Consider the following 23916-nt stretch of genomic DNA (forward strand, 5'->3'; position numbering starts at 1 on the left):
GGCCGGCGGTAGAAGCCTTGGATCGATATCAGTTATTCCGTTGCGGAATAGGTGGCGGCCGGTGAGGTGTCGTCCATCGGCGAACCTTGCGTCCGACCGGGGAGGGGCGATGATACATTCACTTACATCTTGTTCGATAGCGTGCTTATGTTGTCAGTGGATTTCCACCTGCAAACAACCGGAGGATTGCGATGTTTCGTCAGCTGCTTCGCCACACCACGACTCTTGCATTGATCGGCGTGCTCAGCGCCGGCAGCGTCTACGCCGGTGACGCCCCGGGGATGCGCATTGGCGTGCGCGGCGAAATCACCGGGGTCAGCCCCGAGTCGCTCAAGGTTCACGTCAACAGCGGTGAAAACGTGGTGGTTCAGTTGACCCCGGACACCAAGGTCCGCGCGGTTACCCTGGCCAATATCGAAGACATCAGGCCCGGCAGTTACATTGGCTCGGCAGCCATTCCCCAGGAGGATGGGACGCTCAAGGCGCTGGAGGTGCATGTCTTCCCGCCGGAGCTGGCCGGCAGCGGCGATGGCCATCGGCCGTTCGACCTGGCCAAGGGCAGCAGCATGACCAATGGCAGCGTCGGCGATCTGGTGGTGAGCAACGGCCGGGTGCTGACCGTCAACTACAAGGGCGGCCAGCAGAAGATCCTGGTGCCGGAGGACGTGCCGATCGTCAACCTGGCGCCCGGCGATCGCAGCCTGCTCAAGGTTGGCGTGAAGATCGTCACCTTCGTCACCCAGAGTGCGGACGGCACGTTGACCGCGCAATCGATCTCGGCCGGCAAGGATGGCGTGAAACCGCCGATGTGAACGCATAAAAAAGGCGACCTCTTCAGGTCGCCTTTTTCATGTCAGCTCACGCCTTACTGGCCGCTGTAGATCTGGTCGAAGATCCCGCCATCGTTGAAGTGGGTCTTCTGCACGGTGCGCCAGTCGCCGAAGGTCTTCTCGACCGACAGGAAGTCGACTTTCGGGAAGCGGTCGGTGTACTTGGCCAATACCGCCGGGTCACGTGGACGCAGGTAGTTGGCGGCGGCGATTTCCTGGCCTTCCGGCGACCACAGGTACTTCAGGTATTCCTCGGCAGCGGCGCGAGAGCCTTTCTTCTCGACGACTTTGTCGACCACCGACACCGGCGGCTCGGCTTCGGCGGAGACGCTTGGGTAGATGACTTCGAACTGGTCGCGGCCGAACTCGCGGGCGATCATTTCGGCTTCGTTTTCGAAGGTCACCAGCACGTCGCCGATCTGGTTGGTCATGAACGTGGTAGTCGCGGCGCGGCCACCGGTGTCCAGCACTGGCGCTTGCTTGAACAGCTTGCCGACGAAGTCTTTCGCCTTGTTCTCGTCACCGCCGTTTTTCAGCACGTAGCCCCAGGCGGACAGATAGGTGTAGCGGCCGTTGCCCGAGGTTTTAGGGTTCGGCACGATCACCTGCACGCCGTCCTTGAGCAGGTCCGGCCAGTCTTTCAGGGCTTTCGGGTTGCCTTTGCGGACGATGAACACGGTGGCCGAAGTGAACGGCGCACTGTTGTTCGGCAGACGGGTGACCCAGTCCTTCGGCACCAGTTGACCGTTGTCCGCCAGGGCGTTGATGTCGGTGGCCATGTTCATGGTAATGACGTCAGCCGGCAGGCCGTCGATGACCGAGCGCGCCTGTTTGCTTGAGCCACCGAAAGACATCTGCACGGTGATGCTCTCTTTGTGTTCGGCCTGCCAGTGTTTCTGGAACGCAGCGTTGTAGTCCTTGTAGAAATCGCGCATCACGTCGTAGGAAACGTTGAGCAGGGTCGGTGCGGCTTGAGCCACGCTACCGAAGGCAAGACCAGCGGCGAGAAGTGAGGCGCCAAAGAGTTTTTTCACTGCGCATTCCTTGTTCTGTAGGGGGTGTCTTTACAAAGATGAGGCCATTTGCCAGCGACTATAGCGGGGCGCGCATAGTCACTTAAAGATTTAAAAGAACTTTGCTTATTCCATTTTCTTGAATAGCGCATTACCACAACGGGAGCAGAACGACGCTTCCTGTTCATGGCTGTTTTTTGTGCACACCGGGCAGTCGTGCTGCAACTGACCCCCGCGCATGGCCGTGGCCAGTTCAGCGGTGAAAATCCCGGTGGGCACGGCGATGATCGAGTAACCAGTCACCATCACCAGCGACGAAATCACCTGGCCGAGAACGGTCTTGGGCACGATGTCGCCGTAACCCACGGTGGTCAGGGTCACGATAGCCCAATAGATGCCTTTGGGAATGCTGGTGAAACCGTGCTCCGGGCCTTCGACCACGTACATCAAGGTGCCGAACACCGTGACCAGGGTGCAGACGCTGAGCAGGAACACGAGGATCTTCTGTTTGCTGCCGCGCAGGGCGTCGAGCAGGTAATGCGCCTGTTTCAGGTAGGGGCCGAGCTTGAGTACACGGAAGATCCGCAGCATCCGGATCACCCGGATGATCAGCAGGTACTGGGCATCGCTGTAATACAGCGCGAGGATGCCGGGCACGATCGCCAGCAAGTCCACCAGCCCGTAGAAACTGAAGGCGTAGCGCAGCGGCTTGGGCGAGCAGTACAGGCGCAGCAGGTACTCGCCGAGGAAGATGACCGTGAAGCCCCATTCGATGTACGCCAGCACATTGGCGTAGTTCTGGTGGACGTCGTCGATGCTGTCGAGGATCACGATCACCAGACTGGCGAAGATGATCAGCAGCAGGGTCTTGTCGAAACGGCGGCCAGCCACCGTGTCGGTCTGGAAAATGATCACGTACAGGCGATCACGCCACGTGTTGTTACCGTTCATGCACATCGCCTTGGCCATCAATCAGCGCAGCCTAGGTTGATTCTCCCCGTTAGCGCAAGGCGCGGCGTTGATCTGCGGTTGGCGCATCAGGCGAATGCCGGTGCGCAGCAGCCAGCAGGCGAGAATGAAGGGCGCCGTGAGGGTCGCCAGACCCAGGGCGCTGAACAGTGGCGTCAACAACAGTGCCAGGCCGATGCCGAACAGCGGCAACCACGGTTGCTGGCGTTGTGCGCTGAAGGCGAGGGCGGCGAGCACCGCGTTGTAGCCACCCAGGCCCAGCAGCGCGACCTGGCTGTCGTGGTGCAACAGGCTGGAACCCAGGCCAATCGCCGAAGCCAGCAGCGCCCAGGCGAAGGCTCGGCGATCGGCGATCAGCAAACCGGCAGCGATCAATCCACCGGCCAACGGATGGTCGAGGAACATCACCTGACCAAAGCCTTTCAGGGCAGCACCGAGCAGGTTCAGGGTGTTCAGTTCAAGTGCCGGCGCCGGCGTCGAAGGCTCGGCGAAACACAGGAACACCCAGCTCAGCAACACGAACGGCGCGGTGTAGGCGGGCAGGTATTCGGTGAGGCGTGCGCGTTTGAGCCACTGCTGCGTGATCATCGCACTCAGGCCACCGGTCGCCAGAATCAGCGGCGGCAGCATCGGCGACCAGGGGAAATACAGGCTCAGCAACAGGCCGACCAGGACGCCGTTGTAGCTGAACAGTCCGGCCTGGCGATCCGCCTTGGCATAGTTGCGGCGTTGCGCGGTGAGCAAACCGGCGACCGCGCCGAGCAGCGCGCCGGCGAACAGCACCGGCGCGGTGAATAAAATGGCCAAAAGGCACAGGAGTCCACACAGCGGATGGCGCTGGAGGAATATCTGACTGAAGCCGTTGAGCAAAGCCTCGGCCCAGTCGGGGCAGTGGGTGTTGAAATGGTTGGCAGGCATGTCTGGAGAATCTGGGCAGTGGGGAAATCAAAAGGTCTTGCTTGAAGTTGTACTGATCGTTCCCACGCTCTGCGTGGGAATGCCTCAAAGGACGCTCTGCGTCTGCTCTTGGGACGCAGAGCGTCCCGGGCCGCATTCCCACGCAGAGCGTGGGAACGATCTTGGTCAGTGGTTAAATCAATGTTTCGATCCGCAGCGAATTAGTCGACCCCGGTTGCCCAAACGGCACACCCGCGGTGATCAGCAACGTATCGCCACGCTCGGCCATTCCTTGAGCCTGAGCGATTTCCAGCGCGGTCGAGCACACCTCATCCACCTGACGCAGGCGATCATTGACCACCGAGTGAATGCCCCACGCCACGCTCAAGCGGCGGGCGGTCTGCAGGTTCGGTGTCAGGTTGAGGATCGGCGCCTTTGGCCGCTCCCGCGCCGCACGCAGACTCGATGCACCGGACTCGCTGTAATTGACCAGTACCGCCACCGGCAGCACGTTGCTGATGCGACGGATCGCGCAACTGATCGCATCGGACACCGTCGCTTCGGCTTTCGGCCGGCTGACGTCGAGTTGGGTCTGGTAATCCGGACCGTTCTCCACCTGGCGGATGATCTTGCTCATCATCTGCACGGCTTCCAGCGGGTATTCGCCGGACGCGGTTTCGGCCGACAGCATCACCGCATCGGCGCCTTCGGCCACGGCATTGGCAACGTCGGTGACTTCGGCGCGGGTCGGCGCCGGGGAGAAGCGCATCGATTCGAGCATCTGCGTCGCCACCACCACCGGTTTGCCGAGCTGGCGGCATGTGGTGATGATGTTTTTCTGGATCTGCGGCACGCTCTCGGCCGGCACTTCCACGCCGAGGTCACCGCGAGCCACCATGATCGCGTCGCTCAGTTCGGCGATTTCGCGCAATTGCTCCACGGCTGACGGCTTCTCGATCTTCGCCATCAGGAACGCCTTGTCGCCGATCAGTGCGCGGGCTTCGATAATGTCCTGCGGACGCTGCACGAACGACAGCGCGACCCAGTCCACACCCAGCTCCAGACCGAAGCTCAAGTCGCGGCGATCCTTGGTGGTCAACGGGCTCAGGTCGAGCACCGCTTGCGGCACGTTCACGCCTTTGCGATCCGACAATTCGCCGCCATTGAGCACGGTGGTGTCGATCGCATCGGTGTATTTGGTGACGACGCGCAGACGCAGTTTGCCGTCATCCAGCAGCAGGTCCATCCCGGCTTCCAGCGCGGCGATGATCTCCGGATGCGGCAGGTTCACCCGGCGTTCGTCGCCCGGCGTCGCGTCCAGATCAAGGCGGAACGCCTGACCGCGATGCAACTGAACCTTGCCGTCAGCGAACTTGCCGACCCGCAGCTTCGGCCCTTGCAGGTCCATCAGGATCCCGAGCGGATAGTTGAGCTGGCGCTCGACTTCGCGGATCCACTGATAGCGCTTGGCGTGGTCGGCGTGATCGCCGTGGCTGAAGTTGAGGCGGAAGATATTGACCCCGGCCTCGACCAGCTCGCGGATGTCTTCGATGCCGTCGACGGCAGGCCCGAGGGTGGCGAGGATTTTGACCTTTTTATCAGGCGTCATGATTTAGAGCTCTCGAGGATCAGGATGGCGCGGAAGTCGTTGACGTTGGTGCGGGTCGGCTCGGTGACGATCAGCGCATCGAGCGCCTCGAAGTAGCCGTAACCGTTGTTGTTATCCAGCTCGTCGCTGGCGCTCAGGCCCAGGGCGGTGGCGCGGGCGTAGCTGTCCGGGGTCATGATCGCGCCGGCGTTGTCTTCCGAACCGTCGATGCCGTCGGTGTCACCGGCCAAGGCATAGACGCCCGGCTGGCCCTTGAGGCTGTCGGTGAGGCTGAGGAGGAACTCGGCGTTGCGTCCGCCACGGCCATTGCCGCGCACGGTCACGGTGGTTTCGCCGCCTGAGAGAATCACGCACGGCGCCGCCAGCGGCTGGCCGTGATGAATGATCTGGCGGGCGATGCCGGCGTGGACTTTCGCCACTTCGCGGGATTCGCCTTCCAGGTCGCCGAGGATCAGTGTGCTGAAACCGGCCTGACGGCATTTCACCGCTGCGGCATCCAGCGATTGCTGAGGTCGGGCGATCAACTGGAAGTGACTGCGGGCCAGGCTCGGATCACCGGGTTTGACGGTTTCCGATTCCGGGCTTTGCAGCCAGCTGCGCACCGATGCCGGAATCTCGATGCCGTAGCGCTTGATGATCGCCAGCGCTTCGGCGCTGGTGCTCGGGTCGGCCACGGTCGGGCCGGAGGCGATGACCGTGGCGAGGTCGCCCGGTACATCGGAAATCGCATAGGTATAAACAGTCGCCGGCCAGCAGGCCTTGCCCAGGCGTCCGCCCTTGATCGCCGAGAGGTGCTTGCGCACGCAGTTCATCTCGCCGATGGTCGCGCCGGATTTGAGCAGGGCTTTGTTGATCGACTGCTTGTCGGCCAGGGTGATGCCTTCGGCCGGCAGCGCCAGCAGGGCAGAGCCACCGCCGGACAGCAGGAAAATCACGCGGTCGTCTTCGGTCAGGTTGCTGACCAGTTCCAGCACACGTTTGGCCACGGCCAGACCGGCAGCGTCCGGCACCGGATGCGCGGCTTCGACCACTTCGATTTTTTCGCACGGGGCGCCGTGACCGTAGCGGGTCACCACGAGGCCCGAGACTTCGCCTTCCCAGCAGCGTTCGACCACTTGCGCCATGGCAGCGGCAGCCTTGCCGGCGCCGATGACGATCACGCGACCGCTGCGATCGGCAGGCAGATGGGCTTCGAGGACCTGGTTCGGATGGGCCGCGTCGATGGCTGTGGCAAACAGCTCGCGCAGCAGTTGTTGCGGATCGACCGACATGGCGGGCTCCCGGAATTCTTGTTATTGGAAGGGCAACTCGGTCCAGTGTGGAAGCAGGACTGCTTCCACACTGGGGGCGGGGCAGGGCTTACTTCTTGTCGCGAATCGAGAAGTTGGCCATGTGTTCCAGGCCCTTGATCAGCGCCGAGTGGTCCCAGTTGCTGCCACCGATGGCCGCGCAGGTGCTGAACACTTGCTGGGCGTTGGCGGTGTTCGGCAGGTTGATGTTCAGCTCCTTGGCGCCTTGCAGGGCCAGGTTCAGGTCCTTCTGGTGCAGGCTGATGCGGAAGCCCGGATCGAAGGTGCCTTTGATCATGCGCTCGCCGTGTACTTCGAGGATCTTCGAGGACGCGAAACCGCCCATCAGCGCTTCACGCACCTTGGCCGGATCGGCACCGTTTTTCGAAGCGAACAGCAGGGCTTCGGCGACGGCCTGAATGTTCAGGGCGACGATGATCTGGTTCGCGACTTTGGCGGTCTGACCGTCGCCATTGCCACCGACCAGGGTGATGTTCTTGCCCATGGCCTGGAACAGCGGCAGTGCGCGTTCGAAGGCATCGGCGTCGCCACCGACCATGATGCTCAGGGTCGCAGCCTTGGCGCCGACTTCACCACCGGACACTGGAGCGTCGAGGTATTGCGCGCCTTTTTCGTTGATCTTCGCCGCGAAAGCTTTGGTGGCGGTCGGCGAGATCGAGCTCATGTCGATCACCACCTTGCCTTTGCCGATGCCGGCAGCGACGCCGTCGGCGCGGAACAGCACGTCATCGACCTGCGGGGTATCCGGCACCATGACGATGATGAATTCAGCTTCCTGCGCCACTTCGCGTGGGTTGGCCAGGGCGACGGCGCCAGCGGCGACCAGGTCGGCAGGGGCGGCGTCGTGGTGCGCCGACAGGAACAGGCTGTGACCGGCTTTCTGCAGGTTCGCCGCCATTGGGTGGCCCATGATGCCGGTGCCGATGAATCCGATTTTAGCCATGAGAAATTCCTCTTGTTTTTGTCTTGCTCAAGCAAATAGGGGGTCAGATCGCGTTGTGGGTCTTCAGCCAGCCGAGGCCCGCTTCAGTGGTGGTCAGCGGTTTGTACTCGCAGCCGACCCAGCCCTGATAACCGATGCGATCGAGGTGTTCGAACAGGAAGCGGTAGTTGATTTCGCCAGTGCCCGGCTCGTTGCGGCCCGGGTTGTCGGCGAGCTGCACATGGTTGATCTCGGCCAGGTGCGATTGCAGGGTGCGGGCCAGATCGCCTTCCATGATTTGCATGTGATAGATGTCGTATTGCAGGAACAGGTTGGCGCTGCCGACCTGCTCGCGAATCGACAGGGCCTGCGCCGTGTTGTTCAGGTAGAAACCCGGGATGTCGCGGGTGTTGATCGCTTCCATCACCAGTTTGATACCGACGGCTTGCAGCTTGTCGGCGGCGTACTTGAGGTTGGCGACGAAGGTCTTTTCAACGGTGGCATCGTCCACGCCCTGCGGACGGATACCGGCCAGGCAGTTGACCTGGGTGTTGCCCAGCACCTGTGCGTAAGCGATGGCCAGATCGACCCCGGCGCGGAATTCTTCGACCCGGTCCGGCAGGCACGCGATACCGCGCTCGCCCTTGGCCCAGTCACCGGCCGGCAGGTTGAACAGCACTTGGGTCAGACCGTTGGCGTCGAGTTTGGCCTTGATTTCGGCGGAGCTGAAATCGTACGGGAACAGATATTCGACACCGCTGAAGCCAGCCTTGGCGGCGGCGTCGAAACGGGCAAGGAAATCCTGTTCGGTGAACAGCATGGACAGGTTGGCTGCGAAACGCGGCATGGTGGTCTCCCGTTCTAGATTCTCGTTCCCACGCTCTGCGTGGGAATGCCTCTATGGACGCTCTGCGTCCGCTTTGGGACGCAGAGCGTCCCCGGCTGCATTCCCACGCAGAGCGTGGGAACGATCAAGCAAAAGCAATCAATCGAGCAACGAAATCGCCGTTGGCGCATCGTTGCCGACCAGCGCCAGGTCTTCGAATTCGTTGACGGCGTTGATCTCGGTACCCATGGAGATGTTGGTCACACGCTCCAGAATGATCTCGACGATCACCGGCACCTTGAACTCTTCGATCATCTGTTCGGCCTTGCGCAGGGCAGGGGCGATTTCAGACGGTTCGAACACACGCAGCGCCTTGCAGCCCAGGCCTTCGGCAACCGCGATGTGGTCGACACCGTAACCATTGAGTTCCGGCGCGTTCAGGTTATCGAAGGACAGCTGCACGCAGTAGTCCATTTCGAACCCGCGCTGGGCCTGACGGATCAGCCCCAGGTACGAGTTGTTCACCACGACGTGGATGTACGGCAGATTGAACTGAGCGCCGACCGCCAGTTCCTCGATCATGAACTGGAAGTCATAGTCCCCCGACAGGGCCACGACTTTACGGTTCGGATCGGCCTTCACCACGCCCAGCGCTGCCGGAATGGTCCAGCCCAACGGGCCGGCCTGGCCGCAGTTGATCCAGTGACGCGGCTTGTAGACGTGCAGGAACTGCGCGCCGGCAATCTGCGACAGACCGATGGTGCTGACGTAGCAGGTGTCCTTACCGAACACCTGGTTCATTTCTTCATACACGCGCTGCGGCTTGACCGGCACGTTGTCGAAGTGGGTCTTGCGTTGCAGGCTGGACTTGCGCTGCTGGCAGTCTTGCAGCCATGCACTGCGGTTTTTCAGTTTGCCGGCGGCTTGCCATTCACGAGCGACTTCGATGAACACGGTCAACGCGGCGGCAGCGTCGGAAACGATGCCCAGGTCCGGGGTGAACACGCGGCCGATCTGGGTGCCTTCGATGTCGACGTGAATGAACTTGCGACCTTCGGTGTACACGTCGACCGAACCGGTGTGACGGTTGGCCCAGCGGTTACCGATGCCCAGCACCACGTCGGATTTCAGCATCGTGGCGTTGCCGTAACGGTGCGAAGTCTGCAGACCGACCATGCCGACCATCAGCGGGTGATCGTCCGGAATGGTGCCCCAGCCCATCAGGGTCGGGATGACCGGGATGCCGGTCAGCTCGGCGAACTCCACCAGCAGGTCGCTGGCGTCGGCATTGATGATGCCGCCACCGGCCACCAGCAATGGACGCTCGGCCTGATCGAGCAGTGCCAGGGCCTTTTCAACCTGCACGCGAGTCGCGCTTGGCTTGGCCAGCGGCAGTGGCTGGTAGGCGTCGATGTCGAATTCGATTTCAGCCATCTGCACGTCGAACGGCAGGTCGATCAGCACCGGGCCCGGACGGCCGGAGCGCATTTCAAAGAAGGCTTTCTGGAACGCGTAAGGCACCTGGCCCGGCTCCAGAACGGTGGTTGCCCACTTGGTTACTGGCTTGACGATGCTGGTGATGTCGACCGCCTGGAAGTCTTCCTTGTGCATACGGGCGCGGGGGGCTTGCCCGGTGATGCAGAGGATCGGGATCGAGTCCGCGGAGGCGCTGTACAGGCCGGTGACCATGTCGGTGCCGGCAGGACCGGAAGTACCGATGCACACGCCGATGTTGCCGGCCTTGGTGCGGGTGTAGCCCTCGGCCATGTGCGAGGCGCCTTCAACGTGGCGAGCAAGGACGTGATCGATGCCACCGACTTTCTGCAGGGCGGAATACAGCGGGTTGATTGCAGCGCCCGGAATGCCAAAAGCGGTATCAACCCCTTCACGGCGCATCACCAGAACGGCGGCTTCGATTGCTCTCATTTTGCTCATGGTTTTGTGCCTCTTTACGTTTTGTAATTGTATACAAGTGGCTTTGCGCAGAGTGTATTCACGGCGGACGGCGCAGGTCAATCCATTTTCTCAAGCGGCTGTTTCATTCGTCGGAAGCCTGTTCTGCTGTGGCTTTTCGTCGCATGGAGCGCTTTTCGAGAATTATTGTATACAAAAAAATAATTCATTGTGTTCTATTTGTTGCATCGGGCTGCGGCACAAACGCGCAGCCCAACGGCTTTCCCAATAACAAAATGAGGACGGCACCATGAGCGCTTTAACCTTGAAAGTCGCAGTCAACCTGGTCAACGAAGCCATCAGCGCAGGGCGGGCAATCTCCGCCGCGCCGCTGACCATTGCAGTACTGGACACCGGCGGCCACCTGGTTACCTTGCAACGCGAAGACGGCGCCAGCCTGCTGCGCCCGAACATCGCCATCGGCAAAGCCTGGGGCGCCATCGCTCTGGGCAAGGGCTCACGCCTGCTGGCGCTGGACGCGCAACAACGTCCGGCCTTCATCGCTGCACTCAACAGCATGGGGCAGGGCAGCGTCGTGCCGGCACCGGGTGGTGTGTTGATTCGTGATCAGGCGGGCAACGTGCTGGGAGCGATCGGTATCAGCGGCGATCTGTCGGATGTCGATGAGCAAGTGGCGATCAAGGCTGTGGAGGCCCTGGATCTGCGGGCGGATGCGGGGGTGGCGGCCTGACGGGAACTGAATCACCCCGGTTGGTATTGAGGTGATGACGAATCGGGGTGGCGTCGATAGACTGCCGCCCCGTTTTTGTATCAAGGAAGATCAGCGTGAAGACGCTACTTGGCTTTTCTCTGGCCACGGCCATGACCCTCATCACTCCCTTTCTGCACGCCGCCGAACCGCTGGACGCCGAAGACATCGCGTTCCAGGCGCTGAGCCCGGTGGTCACCGCGCTGATCAATGCCGAGGATGTTCCTGAATTGATGGCGCGGGCCGAGAAGCTCGAAGACACCGATACCTTGCAGGCCATTGCGGTTTATCTCGCGGCCACTCGTGAAGACCCCAAGCAGATGCTCGCGCCTTATCAGGTTGCCGCGCTGTTTGCCCGCCGTGGCGACGACAAACTGGCCTTGCGCTTCCTGCAAGAGGCTGACGATCGTGGCATGTGGTTCGGCCCATTGCTGGCCGGCGACGAGGATTTTTCCGACCTGCGCGAGACCGCTACCTACAAAGCCGTATTGGCCAGTGCGCAGCAGCGCTACAAGACCATCGCTCCCGGCAAGGTCGGCGCCATTTCAGTGCTCAACCCGTCGGCGGATATTCCCGCGCCCAAGGCGTGCCGTCCGGTGGTGGTCTGGCTGCACGGCTACGGTATCAACGGTGAGCTCGACGAGAGCTACCAACCACTCGCTGATACCGGGGCCACTATCCTTGGCATCAACGGTACAGAGATGATCAATGCGGTGGACAGCTTCCGCTGGATCGGCCCGGGCTTTGAAGGCACTCATCAAACGGTGCAGAACGGCTTGAAGCAATTGGAGGCGCAGCAATGCATCGATCGCAAGCACGTCTACCTGATGGGCTTCTCTCAAGGCTCACAACACGCGGGCGCCTTGCTGGCGCAACATCCGGATGACTACGCGGGTGCTCTGTTGCTGTCACCTGGCGGCCGGCAGCCGACACCGACGGTGAGCAAGGCGCACGGCAAAAGGGTGTTTGTGATCAACGGCAAGATGGAAGGGTCGGGCAATCAGCAGATGGCCACGGACTTCCGCAAACTGTTCAGTGACGGCAACGAAGTCAAATCCCGTACCCATGAAGGCGGGCATTCCTTCCCGGACGACTGGAGCACCTCCTTGCCGCAAGCGCTGCGCTGGTTGATGGGTAGCGACGCCTGAAACAAAAAAATCGCAGGTCTGGCCACGTCTTCAGGACGCTTTGGCCAGGCCTGCGATTTTTTTTGCGTGTGTGTCGCGCTGTCAGTCCGGTTCGCAGCCCTTGAGGACCAATCGGATGATGGTTTGCGCCGCGGCTTCATAGTCGGCTTCGTCGAGCTTTTCCTTGCCGGTCACGGCGGAGATCTGCCAGTCGAAGTCGGCGTAGGTCTGGGTCGCGGCCCAGATGCTGAACATCAGGTGGTTGGGGTCGATCGGGGCGATCTGGCCGCGGTCGATCCAGCTCTGGATGCAGTCGATGTTGTGCTTGGCCTGACTGTTCAGCTGCTCGACCAGGTCGGCGCTCAGGTGCGGGGCGCCGTGCATGATTTCGCTGGCGAACACCTTCGAGGCAAACGGCAGGTCGCGGGAGATGCGGATCTTCGAGCGGATGTAGCCGCTCAGCACTTCGCTCGGTACGCCGTCCGGGTTGAACGGAGTCGAGGCCTGCAGGATCGGCACGATGATGCTTTCCAGAACCTCGCGGTAGAGGTTTTCCTTGGACTTGAAGTAGTAGTAGACGTTGGGCTTGGGCAATCCCGCCTTGGCGGCGATGTCGCTGGTTTTGGTCGCAGCGAAGCCCTTGTCGGCGAACTCCTCACTGGCGGCACGCAGGATCAGTTCTTTGTTGCGCTCGCGGATTGTGCTCATAAACCCGGTGGTTCCTTGCCTGTACTGGCGGTTGCGCATGGTAGCACCGGCCTCGCGCGGCGCTCAACAATGCCCCGTGTGGTCTGCAGTCGCGGTATGCTGCGCGGCATTATTCACATAAGGAAACAAGATTCATGGCAGGAAGCAGTTTGCTGGTGCTGATCGACGACATCGCCACCGTTCTGGATGATGTGGCGTTGATGAGCAAAATGGCCGCCAAGAAGACCGCCGGGGTGCTCGGCGATGACTTGGCGCTCAATGCCCAGCAGGTCTCGGGCGTGCGCGCCGAGCGGGAAATTCCCGTGGTGTGGGCGGTGGCCAAGGGCTCGTTCGTCAACAAGCTGATCCTGGTGCCGTCGGCGCTGGCCATCAGTGCCTTTGTGCCGTGGCTGGTGACGCCGCTGTTGATGGTTGGCGGCGCGTATCTGTGCTTCGAGGGCTTCGAGAAACTCGCGCACCCGCTGCTGCACGGCAAGGACGAAGATCAGGCCGAGCATGCGCAGTTGACTGAAGCGGTGGCCGATCCTGCAACCGATCTGGTGGCCTACGAGAAGGACAAGATCAAAGGCGCAATCCGCACCGACTTCATCCTCTCGGCGGAAATCATTGCCATCACCCTCGGCACCGTGGCCGAGGCTTCGCTGACGCAGCAAGTGATCGTGATGTCGGGTATCGCCATCGTCATGACCGTGGGCGTTTATGGCCTGGTGGCCGGCATCGTCAAACTTGATGACCTCGGCCTGTGGCTGACCCAGAAACCCGGCGCTGCGGCGAAACGCATCGGCAACGCGATCCTGCGCGCCGCGCCTTACATGATGAAAGGCCTGTCGGTGATCGGCACGGCGGCGATGTTCCTGGTTGGCGGCGGCATCCTGACCCATGGCGTACCGGTGGTGCATCACTGGATCGAGAGCATGGGGGCTGCGGCGGGCAGCGTAGGGTTTGCTGTACCCGTGTTGCTCAATGGCGTGGCGGGGGTTGTCGCGGGTGCGGTGGTGCTGGCTGTTGTATCGGTCGTCGGCAAGCTCTGGAAAGCGCTGAAGGGCTGATTTACGGCTCAATGAAAAAGGCCATTCGATTTGCATCGAATGGCCTTTTTTGTGGCTGCCGGTTTTACTCGGCAATCTGCAGTTTGCGCGATTCGGTGTACACGTAGCGCACCTTCTCGTACTCGAACGGCGAGTTCATTTGACCGTAGCGGAAGTGGGTCTGATAGCGCTTGTCGACTGCACGCAGCGCCCAGATTTCCGGGTGGTTTTCGCTGACTTTCGACACGTTCAGGTAGTTGATCGCCGATTCGGCGGTGTAGTCCACGGCGAGGCCGGCGGTGTCGCGGATGTTCGACGGGCCGAGGATCGGCAGTACGAAGTAGGCGCCGCCCGGTACGCCGTAGAAGCCCAGGGTCTGGCCGAAGTCTTCGCTCTGGCGCGGCAGGCCCATGGCGGTGGCCGGGTCCCACAGGCCGGCGATGCCGATGGTGGTGTTGAGCAGCAGGCGCGCGGTGGTTTCCATCGAACGCTTGCCCTTGAACTGCAACAGGCTGTTGACCAGGTTCGGCACGTCGCCGAGGTTGTTGAAGAAGTTGCTCACGCCGGAACGCACGAAACCGGGCGTGACGTAGCGATAGCCGTCGACTACCGGCAGGAACACCCATTGGTCGAAGCGGTAGTTGAAGTGGTAGACCCGACGGTTCCACGATTCCAGCGGGTCATACACGTTCAGCGCGTTGAGCGTCGAGCGCTCGAACTCGCGCTGGTCCAGCCCCGGGTTGAACTTGAGTTTGGACAGCGGCTCCTTGAAGCCGTCACTGTCGACTACCACGGGTGCGTTGGCTTTGCTGTTGTCGGCCTGGGCCACGCCTGCACAGAGTAACGCTGCAAACAGCAGGAGATATTTAGCCACGGAAGAACTCCAGCATGGCGTCGCTGTTGACGCGGTAATTAAGGTTGCCGCAATGGCCGCCCAGTGGATAAACCGTCAGGCGATCGCCGAAGGTCTTGCGCAGGAAACCGAGGTCGCCCGGGCCGAGGATCACGTCGTCGGCGTTGTGCATCACGGCGATTTTCGGGCTGTCGTGCAGGTAATCCTTGAGGGCATACAGGCTGACCTGATCGATCAGTTGCAGCAGGCTGCCGCCATCGGTGCGGGCGCGCCACATCGGGATCACCTGTTCGGTGAGGTAGCAGTCGAAGTCACATTGCAGCGCACGCTTGAGGAACGGCGTGAGGCTGGTGCCTTCGGTGATCGGGAATTTCGGCGGGGTGATCAGGCCGCGACGGTTGATCAGGTCCGAGGTGAAGGCAATGTCCGCCGCCGAGAAGCGGAACGAGGTGCCGATCAGCATCGCCATCTGCTCGTTGCTCAGGTGCTGCTTGGACTGTTGGAAGTCATAGAGCAGGGCATCGTTGAGATCGATGTAGCCTTTCTGCTGGAAGTAACGGGTCAGCTTGCCCAGCACCAGTTCATAGAACGTGGTGCTGTTGTTGATGCCCTTGACCTCGGTCTGCACCAGCTTGTCGAGGTTGGTGACCGAGGTGTAGAGGTTGACCGGCGGGTTCAGCAACAGGACTTTCTTGAAGTTGAAGCTGCGACGGGTTTCGTCCAGGTGGGCGACGAACGCCGCGTCCAGCGCACCGAGGCTGTAGCCGCTGAGGTAATAGTCGGTGACCGGCAGTTTCGGGTTCTGAGCACGCACGGCCTGCATCACCCGGTACATGTCTTCGGCGTCTTCCTTGGTCACGCCGGGGGTGGCGAAACGCGAGGCGGCGCTCATGAAGTCGAAACTGGTCGGGGAGGACAGCTGCACCACGTGGTAGCCGGCCTTGTAGTAGAGCTTTTTCAGGTATTCGTTGAGGGTGCTGTCATAGCGTGCGCCGGTGCCGGCGATCAGGAAGATCAGCGGGGCGGCCTTGTCCTGGGTGGCGATGCGATACGTCAGTTTTTTCACCGGCCAGAAATTGTCCGGCAGGATGAATTCGCGTTCCGGGCGCAGGGTGACGCTGCGGTCGGTCTGATTGATGTCGTCGTCCGACGGCAACTCCGGGCGCAGGTCCGGTGGCGTGGTGGCGATGGTCGCTTCGAACGGGTTGGTCAGGGGATAGCCATAACTGGCGGCGTCGATATCCACCGCCAGCGCGGACGCACTCAGAATAAGGCCGCCCAGCAGGGCGACGAAGCGCAAGGATCGGAGCATGACTGAATCCCTTAAAGGAAGGTGCCGAATGAGGTTCGCAGGCTATGACCACTGGGTTTGCGCCAAAGTGCCACGCATCGGCACCAATCAGACGGAATTCGGGGTAATAGTAGCCGGACGATACACTTTGCACGGATTGAATGACCAGTTAAGAGTTGTTAGTCCTTGCGTATGTGCGGCGGCAGATTAAGCTGGCCGCCGATTTCATCGTTTGGAGTGTTCCATGTCCCGCCGCTTGCCCGTGATTCTGCTGCTCGTTCTTTTGCCGTTATGGCTGGCCGCCAGTTATGGCGCGCGTTTTGGCTTCATGGAGGACGCGCAGTGGGTGGGCATCTGCGTGGATGAAGCGAGTCGTTGGGAGTGCTCGGTGCGCTCGAACCTTGGCCTGATGATTCATTTCCAGATGCTGGGCTGGGCGGCGATCGCGGCTGCGGTGATCGGTTTTGTCGTGCCGGGGCGGGCAGGGTGGTGGCTGGCGGTGCTGGCGCTGGTGTTCGGGTTTCCGGCGCTGGCTTTGTACAACACCACGCTGGCGGTGTTTGCGGTAGTGATTGCCGGGTTGCGGCTGGTGCGGGAATCGCGCGACGCCAGGTAGTCATGCATCGCGGGCTCGCCCGCGATGCAGTACTTTCAGGTGCTGAAGGTCAGCCTTTGCGAACCCGCAGGCAGCGCCATAGCGCGGCCACCATCAGCACACTGACCAGCGCCCAGCCCCAGGCCTGCTGATTCTGCAGACCTTCACGGTACAACTGCGGCGCAATGCACGCACCGATGATGAAGGTCAGCAGGGCAATCTCCCGGCGGGCCACCGGCACCGGGCGGCACAGGTAAACCAGTGCCGGCAGAATGAACGCCGCACTCGCAAAGCTGCGATAGCGTGGATCGAACACCATCTCCAGCGCCATCACCGCACCCGCGAAACCGACGGCAGCGGCCAGCCAGCCGGCGTGTCGTTCGAAGGCGTTGAAGGCGCGCTCACGCCAGCCGTTGCGGGCGCTCAAGGTCAGCGCGGCGTGTGCCAGCACCAGCAAATTCAACGCAGTCAGCAAACCGACCCACACCCATTCGCTGGCGAACCGCGTGGTCAGCCATGCCAGGTTGCCCCAGGCGCCGATCGAGCACGCGGCGAGGGCGCCGAGCAATGGCAGCACCAGCGCTGAACGTGTCGTGCGAATCCGACCGCCAAGCATCAACGTGCCGACAAAGATCAGACCACCGAGCGCCAGCCAGCGCGACCAGTCGGGTACGTTCGACACCGGCCCGGCCAGTACGCCTTTGTCCTGACGATCGGCATCGAACAGTCCCCAGTAACCGCCGACCGCGCCTTCGCTGCCGCGCTTCCACGGCTGGTCGAAAGCTTCGATCAGGTTGTAATGCCAGCCCTGCTGTTCGGCGAGGGTGACAAAACCACGAATGAACTTGGCTTCGTTGACCCTGCTCGGCAACGCGGTCTCACGCTGGCGGCCTTCGCTCGGCCAGCCGGTTTCGCCAATCATCACGTCCTTGGGCGCGAACTTGTTGCCGAACACCTGACGCACTTCCGCTACGTGTTGCAGGGCGGCGTCGATGTTCGACGGATCATCTTCCCAGTACGGCAGCAAGTGAATGGTCAGGAAATCCACCGCCGGCGCGACTTCCGGGTGCTTGAGCCAGAACTCCCAGACATCGGCGTAGGTCACTGGCTGCTTGATATGGCGCTTGACCTTGTTGATCAGCTTCGCCAATTGCGCCCCGGTGACTTCCTTGCGCAGCAGGGCTTCGTTGCCGACGATCACTGCGCTGACCACATCCGGGTTGGCGTTGGCCGAGGCGATCAGCAGATCGACTTCTTTCTCGGTGTCCACCGGGTTGCTGTTGACCCAGGCGCCGATCATCAGCTTCAAACCATGCTTGCGCGCCAGATCAGGCAGGGCTTCGAGGCCGGTCATGGAATAGGTGCGGATGCATTCGAAACGAGTCGCGAGCAGGGCGAGATCGGCGTCCATGCGCTCCGGGCGCAGTTTGAACGGTACGTCGAACGGCGACTGATCCTTGTCGAACGGGGTGTAGGAGGCGCACTGCAACTTGTGGGTCGGGGTGGCGACGTCCGGCAGGATCACCGGTTTACCGAGGCCGTACCAGAAGCCGCAAAGCGCAAACAGGCCAAGCAGGCAGGCGAACAGATAAGGAAGAAAAGGGAAGCGGGAGGATGCGGACATGGTCAGGCCGAGTGGCTGCAAAGCGACGCATGTTACCTGCATTTATAGAGGGGTTGGTGGCCCGCATGATTTTGACATGCAAAGTTTGGGCGGATTGTCTGGCGCCAATTATTCAGGCGCAGTTAATGGCTTTCTGATGTCGTTTCTCGTTGCTTCGAGGTCGCTGGCAGAGCAGGTCGCTGAGTGCGTCAGGTTGATGATCGAACTCATCAGTACTCCGCTGATGTTCGAACGAGTTTGCGGTCAGGCGTGATGGGGGCGCTGTGCACCATAACAATACGTTGACGATGCCCGGCATCCGTCGGGCGCAGCATTTCGGGGAAGTAACGATGAAGATGCGACGACTTTTAGGCGCAGGTGCCGCTCTGGTGCTTGCGATGAGCTCCACTTTCGCCAGCGCTGAAAAACAGACCCTGAACATCGGTTACGTTGACGGCTGGTCCGACAGCGTGGCGACCACCCACGTGGCGGCCGAAGTGATCAAGCAGAAACTCGGCTATGACGTGAAGCTCCAGGCCGTCGCTACCGGGATCATGTGGCAGGGCGTTGCCACCGGCAAACTCGACGCCATGCTGTCGGCCTGGCTGCCCGTGACCCACGGTGAATACTGGACGAAGAACAAGGATCTGGTCGTCGATTACGGCCCGAACTTCAAGGACGCGAAAATCGGCCTGATCGTGCCGGAGTACGTCAAAGCCAAGACCATTGAAGACCTGAAGACCGACGACAGCTTCAAGAAACGCATCGTCGGCATCGACGCCGGTTCAGGCGTGATGCTCAAGACCGATCAGGCGATCAAGGATTACGACCTGACCGGCTATCAACTCAAGGCCAGTTCCGGCGCCGGCATGATTGCCGAGTTGACCCGTGCCGAGAAAAAGAACGAATCCATTGCCGTGACCGGTTGGGTGCCGCACTGGATGTTCGCCAAGTGGAAACTGCGCTTCCTCGACGACCCGAAAGGCGTGTATGGCGCAGCTGAAACCGTGAACAGCATCGGCAGCAAGGAACTGGCGACCAAGGCGCCGGAAGTGGCCAAGTTCCTGAAGAACTTCCAGTGGGCGTCGAAAGACGAAATCGGCGAAGTCATGCTGGCGATTCAGGACGGTGCCAAACCTGACGCAGCGGCCAAGGATTGGGTGGCCAAACACCCGGATCGCGTGGCTGACTGGACCAAGTAATATAAGTCGAAGCGTCTAGTCTGCGCTTCCCAGGGCCGCCCGGCGTCACAGCCGGGTGGCCTTTTTTATGGCGCTTCTTTTTATAGGGAAAGTGGGCCGTTTTCGGGCGGTCTGGAAATTGGCAAAAACGCCATGGCGTTCTACTACTAAGGTCGTCTGGAAGCCGGCTCGCAGCCGCATAGAGTGGCTATGTTCCAAAAATAAAAATCTGTGCTGCGAGGATAAAAACAATGAACGACAGCATTTACCTCTCTATTCAGAACAGCCCGCGCTTCAAGGAGCTGGTGAAAAAAAGGGAAAGGTTCGCCTGGATACTCTCGGCGATCATGCTAGGGCTCTACTCCGGATTCATCCTGCTGATCGCGTATGGGCCACAAGTGCTCGGGACCAAAATCAGTGCCGGCTCATCGATCACCTGGGGCATCCCCATCGGTGTCGGGCTGATTGTCTCGGCCTTCGTCCTGACCGGCATCTACGTACGCCGCGCCAATGGCGAGTTCGACGACCTGAACAATGCGATTCTCAAGGAGGCTCAGCAATGATCCGGCGTCTACTGGCTCTTTTGAGCATCGCAGCGTTCGCTCCGGCCGCCTGGGCCGCTGACGCCCTGACCGGCGAAGTCCACAAACAACCGCTCAACGTTTCCGCGATCGTCATGTTCGTGGTGTTCGTCGGCGCGACCCTGTGCATCACCTACTGGGCCTCCAAACGCAACAAGTCGGCTGCCGATTACTATGCGGCAGGCGGCAAGATCACCGGTTTCCAGAACGGTCTGGCGATTGCCGGTGACTACATGTCGGCGGCGTCCTTCCTGGGGATTTCCGCGCTGGTGTTCACCTCCGGCTACGACGGCCTGATCTACTCGATCGGCTTCCTGGTGGGCTGGCCGATCATTCTGTTCCTGATCGCCGAACGTCTGCGCAACCTGGGTAAATACACCTTTGCCGACGTGGCGTCCTACCGCCTCGGGCAAACCCAGATCCGCACGCTGTCGGCCTGCGGCTCGCTGGTGGTAGTGGCGTTCTACCTGATCGCGCAAATGGTCGGTGCCGGCAAGCTGATCCAGCTGCTGTTCGGTCTCGACTACCACGTTGCGGTGATTCTGGTCGGTATCCTGATGTGCCTGTACGTGCTGTTCGGCGGCATGCTGGCGACCACCTGGGTGCAGATCATCAAGGCCGTGCTGTTGCTGTCCGGTGCCTCGTTCATGGCGCTGATGGTGATGAAGCACGTCAACTTCGACTTCAACACCCTGTTCTCCGAAGCCATCAAGGTTCACGCCAAGGGCGAAGCGATCATGAGCCCCGGCGGTCTGGTGAAAGACCCGATCTCGGCGTTCTCCCTCGGCCTGGCGCTGATGTTCGGTACCGCTGGCCTGCCGCACATCCTGATGCGCTTCTTCACCGTGAGCGATGCGAAAGAAGCCCGTAAGAGTGTGCTGTACGCAACCGGTTTCATTGGCTACTTCTACATCCTGACCTTCATCATCGGCTTCGGCGCGATCCTGCTGGTCAGCACCAACCCGGCGTTCAAGGATGCAGCGGGCGCTCTGCTCGGCGGCAACAACATGGCGGCGGTACACCTGGCCAACGCGGTGGGCGGCAGCATCTTCCTCGGCTTCATCTCGGCCGTGGCGTTCGCGACCATTCTGGCGGTAGTGGCCGGTCTGACCCTGGCTGGTGCTTCGGCGGTGTCTCACGACCTGTACGCCAGTGTGATCAAGAAAGGCAAAGCCAACGACAAGGATGAGATTCGCGTTTCGAAGATCACCACCATCGCACTGGGCATCCTTGCCATCGGCCTGGGCATTCTGTTCGAAAGCCAGAACATTGCGTTCATGGTCGGCCTGGCGTTCTCCATCGCGGCGAGCTGTAACTTCCCGGTGCTGCTGCTTTCGATGTACTGGAAGAAGCTGACCACTCGTGGCGCGATGATTGGCGGCTGGCTGGGTCTGGTGAGTGCGGTGGGGCTGATGATTCTTGGCCCGACCATCTGGGTGCAGATTCTGCATCACGAGAAGGCGATTTTCCCTTATGAGTATCCGGCGCTGTTTTCGATGATCATTGCGTTCATTGGGATCTGGTTCTTCTCGGTTACCGATAAATCGGCGGCGGCAGAGAATGAGCGGGCGTTGTTCTTCCCGCAGTTTGTGCGTTCGCAGACGGGGTTGGGGGCTAGTGGGGCGGTTTCGCACTGAGGCTTCCAGGTTGAATATGTAGGTTGAGTTGGATGGAAATGCCCTGGTCGAGAGATTGGGGCATTTTTTTTGGTTTTTTTTGATTGAGTACATATCCGTTGCTTCGGGTGCTTCCGCTGGCGGTTTCGCTCTTACAGCGAGTCACTTTTGACAAACGCCTCAAAAGTAACCAAAAAGTCTAAGCCCCGGCGTACGGCACTTCGCTTAGGCTCAGTGTTCCCTCGCTACGGTGTCCATCAGGGGGCATCGCCTACGGTTTGCTTCGCTGCACCTCCTCTCGATGTATGCGGCTTCGCCGCACGGCGCTGCGCGCCTACCCCCTGATGAACACCTTCGCTCGGCCTGCCGAAGGGGCAAAAAATCAAAAGCCAGAGCCAGAGCAAAAGCCAGATCAAAAGCCCCTCACCACGATGAGCGTTAGCTCAAGTACTGCTTTTGATCGCAAGGCCCGTCGGCAGGCTGAGTGGAGGGATTGATTCGGGGTGGGAGCGCAGCGACCGTTTGGCGAAGCCAAACACATCGAGAGGAGGTGCAGCGAAGCAAACCGGAGGCGATGCCCCCGGATCGATCCCGGAGCGAAGGAACCCGAGCCACAGCGAGGGCCGAACGTCAGGGTAAAGCCTTTTTGGTTACTTTTTTGGCGTTTGAAAAAAGTGACCCGCCGTAAGGGCGGAACCCTAAGAAGCCGTTACCGCAGCAACGGATATGCCCCCCAATCCAAAAACGAAAAACGGCCCCCATTCACATGGAGGCCGTTCCCGTTACAACTTAAGACGTTATCGCAAGACAGGTCTTATTTGCGGTCTTCCAGCTTGGTAATGTCACGCGACTCGTAGCCGGTGTACAGCTGACGCGGACGGCCAATCTTGTACGGGCTGGAGAGCATTTCCTTCCAGTGCGAGATCCAGCCGACAGTACGTGCCAGGGCGAAGATCACGGTGAACATGCTGGTCGGAATGCCGATCGCCTTGAGGATGATCCCCGAGTAGAAGTCGACGTTCGGGTACAGCGAGCGTTCGATGAAGTACGGGTCGGTCAGGGCGATCTCTTCCAGGCGCATGGCCAGTTCGAGTTGCGGATCGTTCTGGATGCCCAGTTCCTTCAACACTTCGTCGCAGGTCTGCTTCATCACGGTCGCACGTGGGTCGCGGTTCTTGTAGACGCGGTGACCGAAGCCCATCAGCTTGAACGGATCGTTCTTGTCCTTGGCCTTGGCGATGAACTTGTCGATGTTCGAGACATCGCCGATTTCATCGAGCATGGTCAGCACGGCTTCGTTCGCACCGCCGTGGGCAGGGCCCCACAGTGCGGCGATACCGGCGGCGATACAGGCGAACGGGTTGGCACCCGAGGAACCGGCCAGACGCACGGTGGAGGTCGAAGCGTTCTGCTCGTGGTCGGCGTGGAGGATGAAGATCCGGTCCATGGCCTTGGCGAGTACCGGGCTGATCGGTTTGATCTCGCACGGGGTGTTGAACATCATGTGCAGGAAGTTTTCCGCGTACGACAGGTCGTTGCGCGGGTACATCATGGGTTGGCCCATGGAGTACTTGTAAACCATCGCGGCCAGGGTCGGCATCTTGGCAACCAGGCGGATCGCGGAGATTTCGCGATGCTGCGGGTTATTGATGTCGAGGGAGTCGTGGTAGAAGGCCGAGAGGGCGCCGACTACACCACACATGACGGCCATCGGGTGGGCGTCACGGCGGAAGCCGTTGAAGAAGGTTTTCAGCTGCTCGTGAACCATGGTGTGGTTCTTCACGGTGCCGACGAACTGGGCCTTTTGCTCTGCAGTCGGCAGTTCGCCGTTCAGCAGCAGGTAGCAGGTTTCCAGGTAGTCCGACTTTTCAGCCAGTTGTTCGATCGGGTAGCCGCGGTGCAGCAGGATGCCGTTGTCACCATCGATATAGGTGATCTTCGATTCGCAGGAAGCGGTCGACATGAAACCGGGGTCGAAAGTGAAGCGGCCCGTGGCCGTCAGGCCCCGAACATCGATTACATCGGGACCAACGGTGCCGGTTAAAATGGGCAGCTCGACGGGGGCTGCGCCCTCGATGATCAACTGCGCTTTTTTGTCAGCCATGTGGCCTCCTATTTATGCTTGAAATCATCAGACAGACCCCCCACGCAGGGCCCGCACCACTATAGTGAGATAAATTCGAATGTCAATTTGCCTAAAGTCTTGCTCCAGAAGGCTTTAACCGCACTTTTTCCTCGAAATTGACTGCCATTTACGCCTTTTATACAACTTGTGCAATCAGCTATTGGGGGTAG

General features: G+C 60.6%; 21 protein-coding genes. 8 read left to right on the plus strand and 13 right to left on the minus strand.

Annotated elements, in window-relative coordinates; all coding sequences use genetic code 11:
- Positions 1–191: 191 nt before the first annotated feature.
- Positions 192–812, plus strand: a complete 621-nt coding sequence (locus tag AC3WRD_RS09710; RefSeq protein ID WP_102620356.1) for a DUF5666 domain-containing protein — start codon at positions 192–194, stop codon at positions 810–812.
- 53 nt (positions 813–865) lie between these two features.
- Here AC3WRD_RS09710 and AC3WRD_RS09715 read toward each other — a convergent pair whose 3' ends face one another.
- The 8 genes from AC3WRD_RS09715 to gcl all read right to left on the minus strand — a co-directional run bounded on the left by AC3WRD_RS09715 (position 866) and on the right by gcl (position 10311).
- Positions 866–1864: a sulfate ABC transporter substrate-binding protein gene (locus tag AC3WRD_RS09715; RefSeq protein ID WP_102620357.1), complete on the minus strand. Its 999-nt coding sequence runs from the start codon at positions 1862–1864 to the stop codon at positions 866–868.
- 105 nt (positions 1865–1969) lie between these two features.
- Positions 1970–2794, minus strand: a complete 825-nt coding sequence (locus tag AC3WRD_RS09720) for an ion transporter (protein WP_102620358.1) — start codon at positions 2792–2794, stop codon at positions 1970–1972.
- Positions 2795–2815: 21 nt separating this feature from the next.
- Complete coding sequence (locus AC3WRD_RS09725) at positions 2816–3730, minus strand: urea transporter (protein ID WP_102620359.1); 915 nt, start codon at positions 3728–3730, stop codon at positions 2816–2818.
- 172 nt (positions 3731–3902) lie between these two features.
- Positions 3903–5318 carry a pyruvate kinase gene (gene pyk, locus AC3WRD_RS09730; RefSeq protein ID WP_096822137.1) on the minus strand — a complete coding sequence of 472 codons (1416 nt, stop codon included), beginning with the start codon at positions 5316–5318 and terminating at the stop codon, positions 3903–3905.
- Positions 5315–6589, minus strand: coding sequence for a glycerate kinase type-2 family protein (locus AC3WRD_RS09735; protein ID WP_102620360.1), 1275 nt, complete (start codon positions 6587–6589; stop codon positions 5315–5317). Before AC3WRD_RS09735 ends, pyk begins: the two co-directional genes overlap by 4 nt.
- An 88-nt stretch (positions 6590–6677) precedes the next feature.
- Positions 6678–7571, minus strand: a complete 894-nt coding sequence (locus AC3WRD_RS09740; RefSeq protein ID WP_064594449.1) for a 2-hydroxy-3-oxopropionate reductase — start codon at positions 7569–7571, stop codon at positions 6678–6680.
- A gap of 43 nt (positions 7572–7614) precedes the next feature.
- Complete coding sequence (gene hyi / locus AC3WRD_RS09745; RefSeq protein WP_007959286.1) at positions 7615–8397, minus strand: hydroxypyruvate isomerase; 783 nt, start codon at positions 8395–8397, stop codon at positions 7615–7617.
- A gap of 138 nt (positions 8398–8535) precedes the next feature.
- Positions 8536–10311 carry a glyoxylate carboligase gene (gene gcl / locus AC3WRD_RS09750; RefSeq protein WP_102620361.1) on the minus strand — a complete coding sequence of 592 codons (1776 nt, stop codon included), beginning with the start codon at positions 10309–10311 and terminating at the stop codon, positions 8536–8538.
- 268 nt (positions 10312–10579) lie between these two features.
- Between gcl and AC3WRD_RS09755 the strand changes: the two genes are divergently transcribed.
- Both AC3WRD_RS09755 and AC3WRD_RS09760 read left to right on the plus strand, forming a co-directional pair.
- Positions 10580–11020: a GlcG/HbpS family heme-binding protein gene (locus AC3WRD_RS09755; RefSeq protein ID WP_085710524.1), complete on the plus strand. Its 441-nt coding sequence runs from the start codon at positions 10580–10582 to the stop codon at positions 11018–11020.
- A gap of 95 nt (positions 11021–11115) precedes the next feature.
- Complete coding sequence (locus AC3WRD_RS09760; protein WP_102620362.1) at positions 11116–12186, plus strand: alpha/beta hydrolase; 1071 nt, start codon at positions 11116–11118, stop codon at positions 12184–12186.
- Between the two features lie 81 nt (positions 12187–12267).
- Here AC3WRD_RS09760 and AC3WRD_RS09765 read toward each other — a convergent pair whose 3' ends face one another.
- Complete coding sequence (locus AC3WRD_RS09765; RefSeq protein WP_096822132.1) at positions 12268–12873, minus strand: TetR/AcrR family transcriptional regulator; 606 nt, start codon at positions 12871–12873, stop codon at positions 12268–12270.
- A 134-nt stretch (positions 12874–13007) separates the two neighbouring features.
- Between AC3WRD_RS09765 and AC3WRD_RS09770 the strand changes: the two genes are divergently transcribed.
- On the plus strand, positions 13008–13922 hold the full coding sequence (locus AC3WRD_RS09770) for a DUF808 domain-containing protein (RefSeq protein WP_102620363.1): 915 nt from the start codon (positions 13008–13010) through the stop codon (positions 13920–13922).
- 64 nt (positions 13923–13986) lie between these two features.
- Here AC3WRD_RS09770 and AC3WRD_RS09775 read toward each other — a convergent pair whose 3' ends face one another.
- The gene (locus AC3WRD_RS09775) at positions 13987–14775 is read right to left on the minus strand and encodes an MlaA family lipoprotein (RefSeq protein WP_096822130.1); all 789 of its coding nucleotides are present in this window, start codon (positions 14773–14775) and stop codon (positions 13987–13989) included.
- Positions 14768–16066, minus strand: a complete 1299-nt coding sequence (locus AC3WRD_RS09780) for a serine/threonine protein kinase (protein ID WP_096822129.1) — start codon at positions 16064–16066, stop codon at positions 14768–14770. The genes AC3WRD_RS09775 and AC3WRD_RS09780 overlap by 8 nt, the downstream gene beginning before the upstream one ends.
- Positions 16067–16289: 223 nt before the next feature.
- Between AC3WRD_RS09780 and AC3WRD_RS09785 the strand changes: the two genes are divergently transcribed.
- Positions 16290–16661 (plus strand): hypothetical protein, encoded by a 372-nt coding sequence (locus AC3WRD_RS09785; protein ID WP_102620364.1) that lies wholly within the window; start codon positions 16290–16292, stop codon positions 16659–16661.
- 49 nt (positions 16662–16710) lie between these two features.
- Here AC3WRD_RS09785 and AC3WRD_RS09790 read toward each other — a convergent pair whose 3' ends face one another.
- Positions 16711–18306: a glycoside hydrolase family 17 protein gene (locus AC3WRD_RS09790; protein WP_102620365.1), complete on the minus strand. Its 1596-nt coding sequence runs from the start codon at positions 18304–18306 to the stop codon at positions 16711–16713.
- 287 nt (positions 18307–18593) lie between these two features.
- Here AC3WRD_RS09790 and AC3WRD_RS09795 point away from each other — a divergent pair, with 287 nt between their 5' ends.
- From AC3WRD_RS09795 to AC3WRD_RS09805, 3 genes are all read left to right on the plus strand, one after another.
- Positions 18594–19445: a glycine betaine ABC transporter substrate-binding protein gene (locus AC3WRD_RS09795; RefSeq protein WP_096822126.1), complete on the plus strand. Its 852-nt coding sequence runs from the start codon at positions 18594–18596 to the stop codon at positions 19443–19445.
- Between the two features lie 230 nt (positions 19446–19675).
- A complete protein-coding gene (locus tag AC3WRD_RS09800) occupies positions 19676–19987 on the plus strand; it encodes a DUF485 domain-containing protein (RefSeq protein ID WP_096822125.1) in 312 nt (103 codons plus the stop codon).
- Positions 19984–21642, plus strand: a complete 1659-nt coding sequence (locus AC3WRD_RS09805) for a cation acetate symporter (RefSeq protein WP_096822124.1) — start codon at positions 19984–19986, stop codon at positions 21640–21642. The genes AC3WRD_RS09800 and AC3WRD_RS09805 overlap by 4 nt, the downstream gene beginning before the upstream one ends.
- A 793-nt stretch (positions 21643–22435) precedes the next feature.
- On the opposite strand, the gene gltA is transcribed toward AC3WRD_RS09805, so the two are convergent.
- Entirely contained in the window at positions 22436–23725 is a 1290-nt protein-coding gene (gene gltA / locus AC3WRD_RS09810; protein WP_007959044.1) for a citrate synthase, read from the minus strand.
- Between the last annotated feature and the right edge of the window lie 191 nt (positions 23726–23916).

The organism is Pseudomonas sp. FW215-R2 (assembly GCF_058789255.1).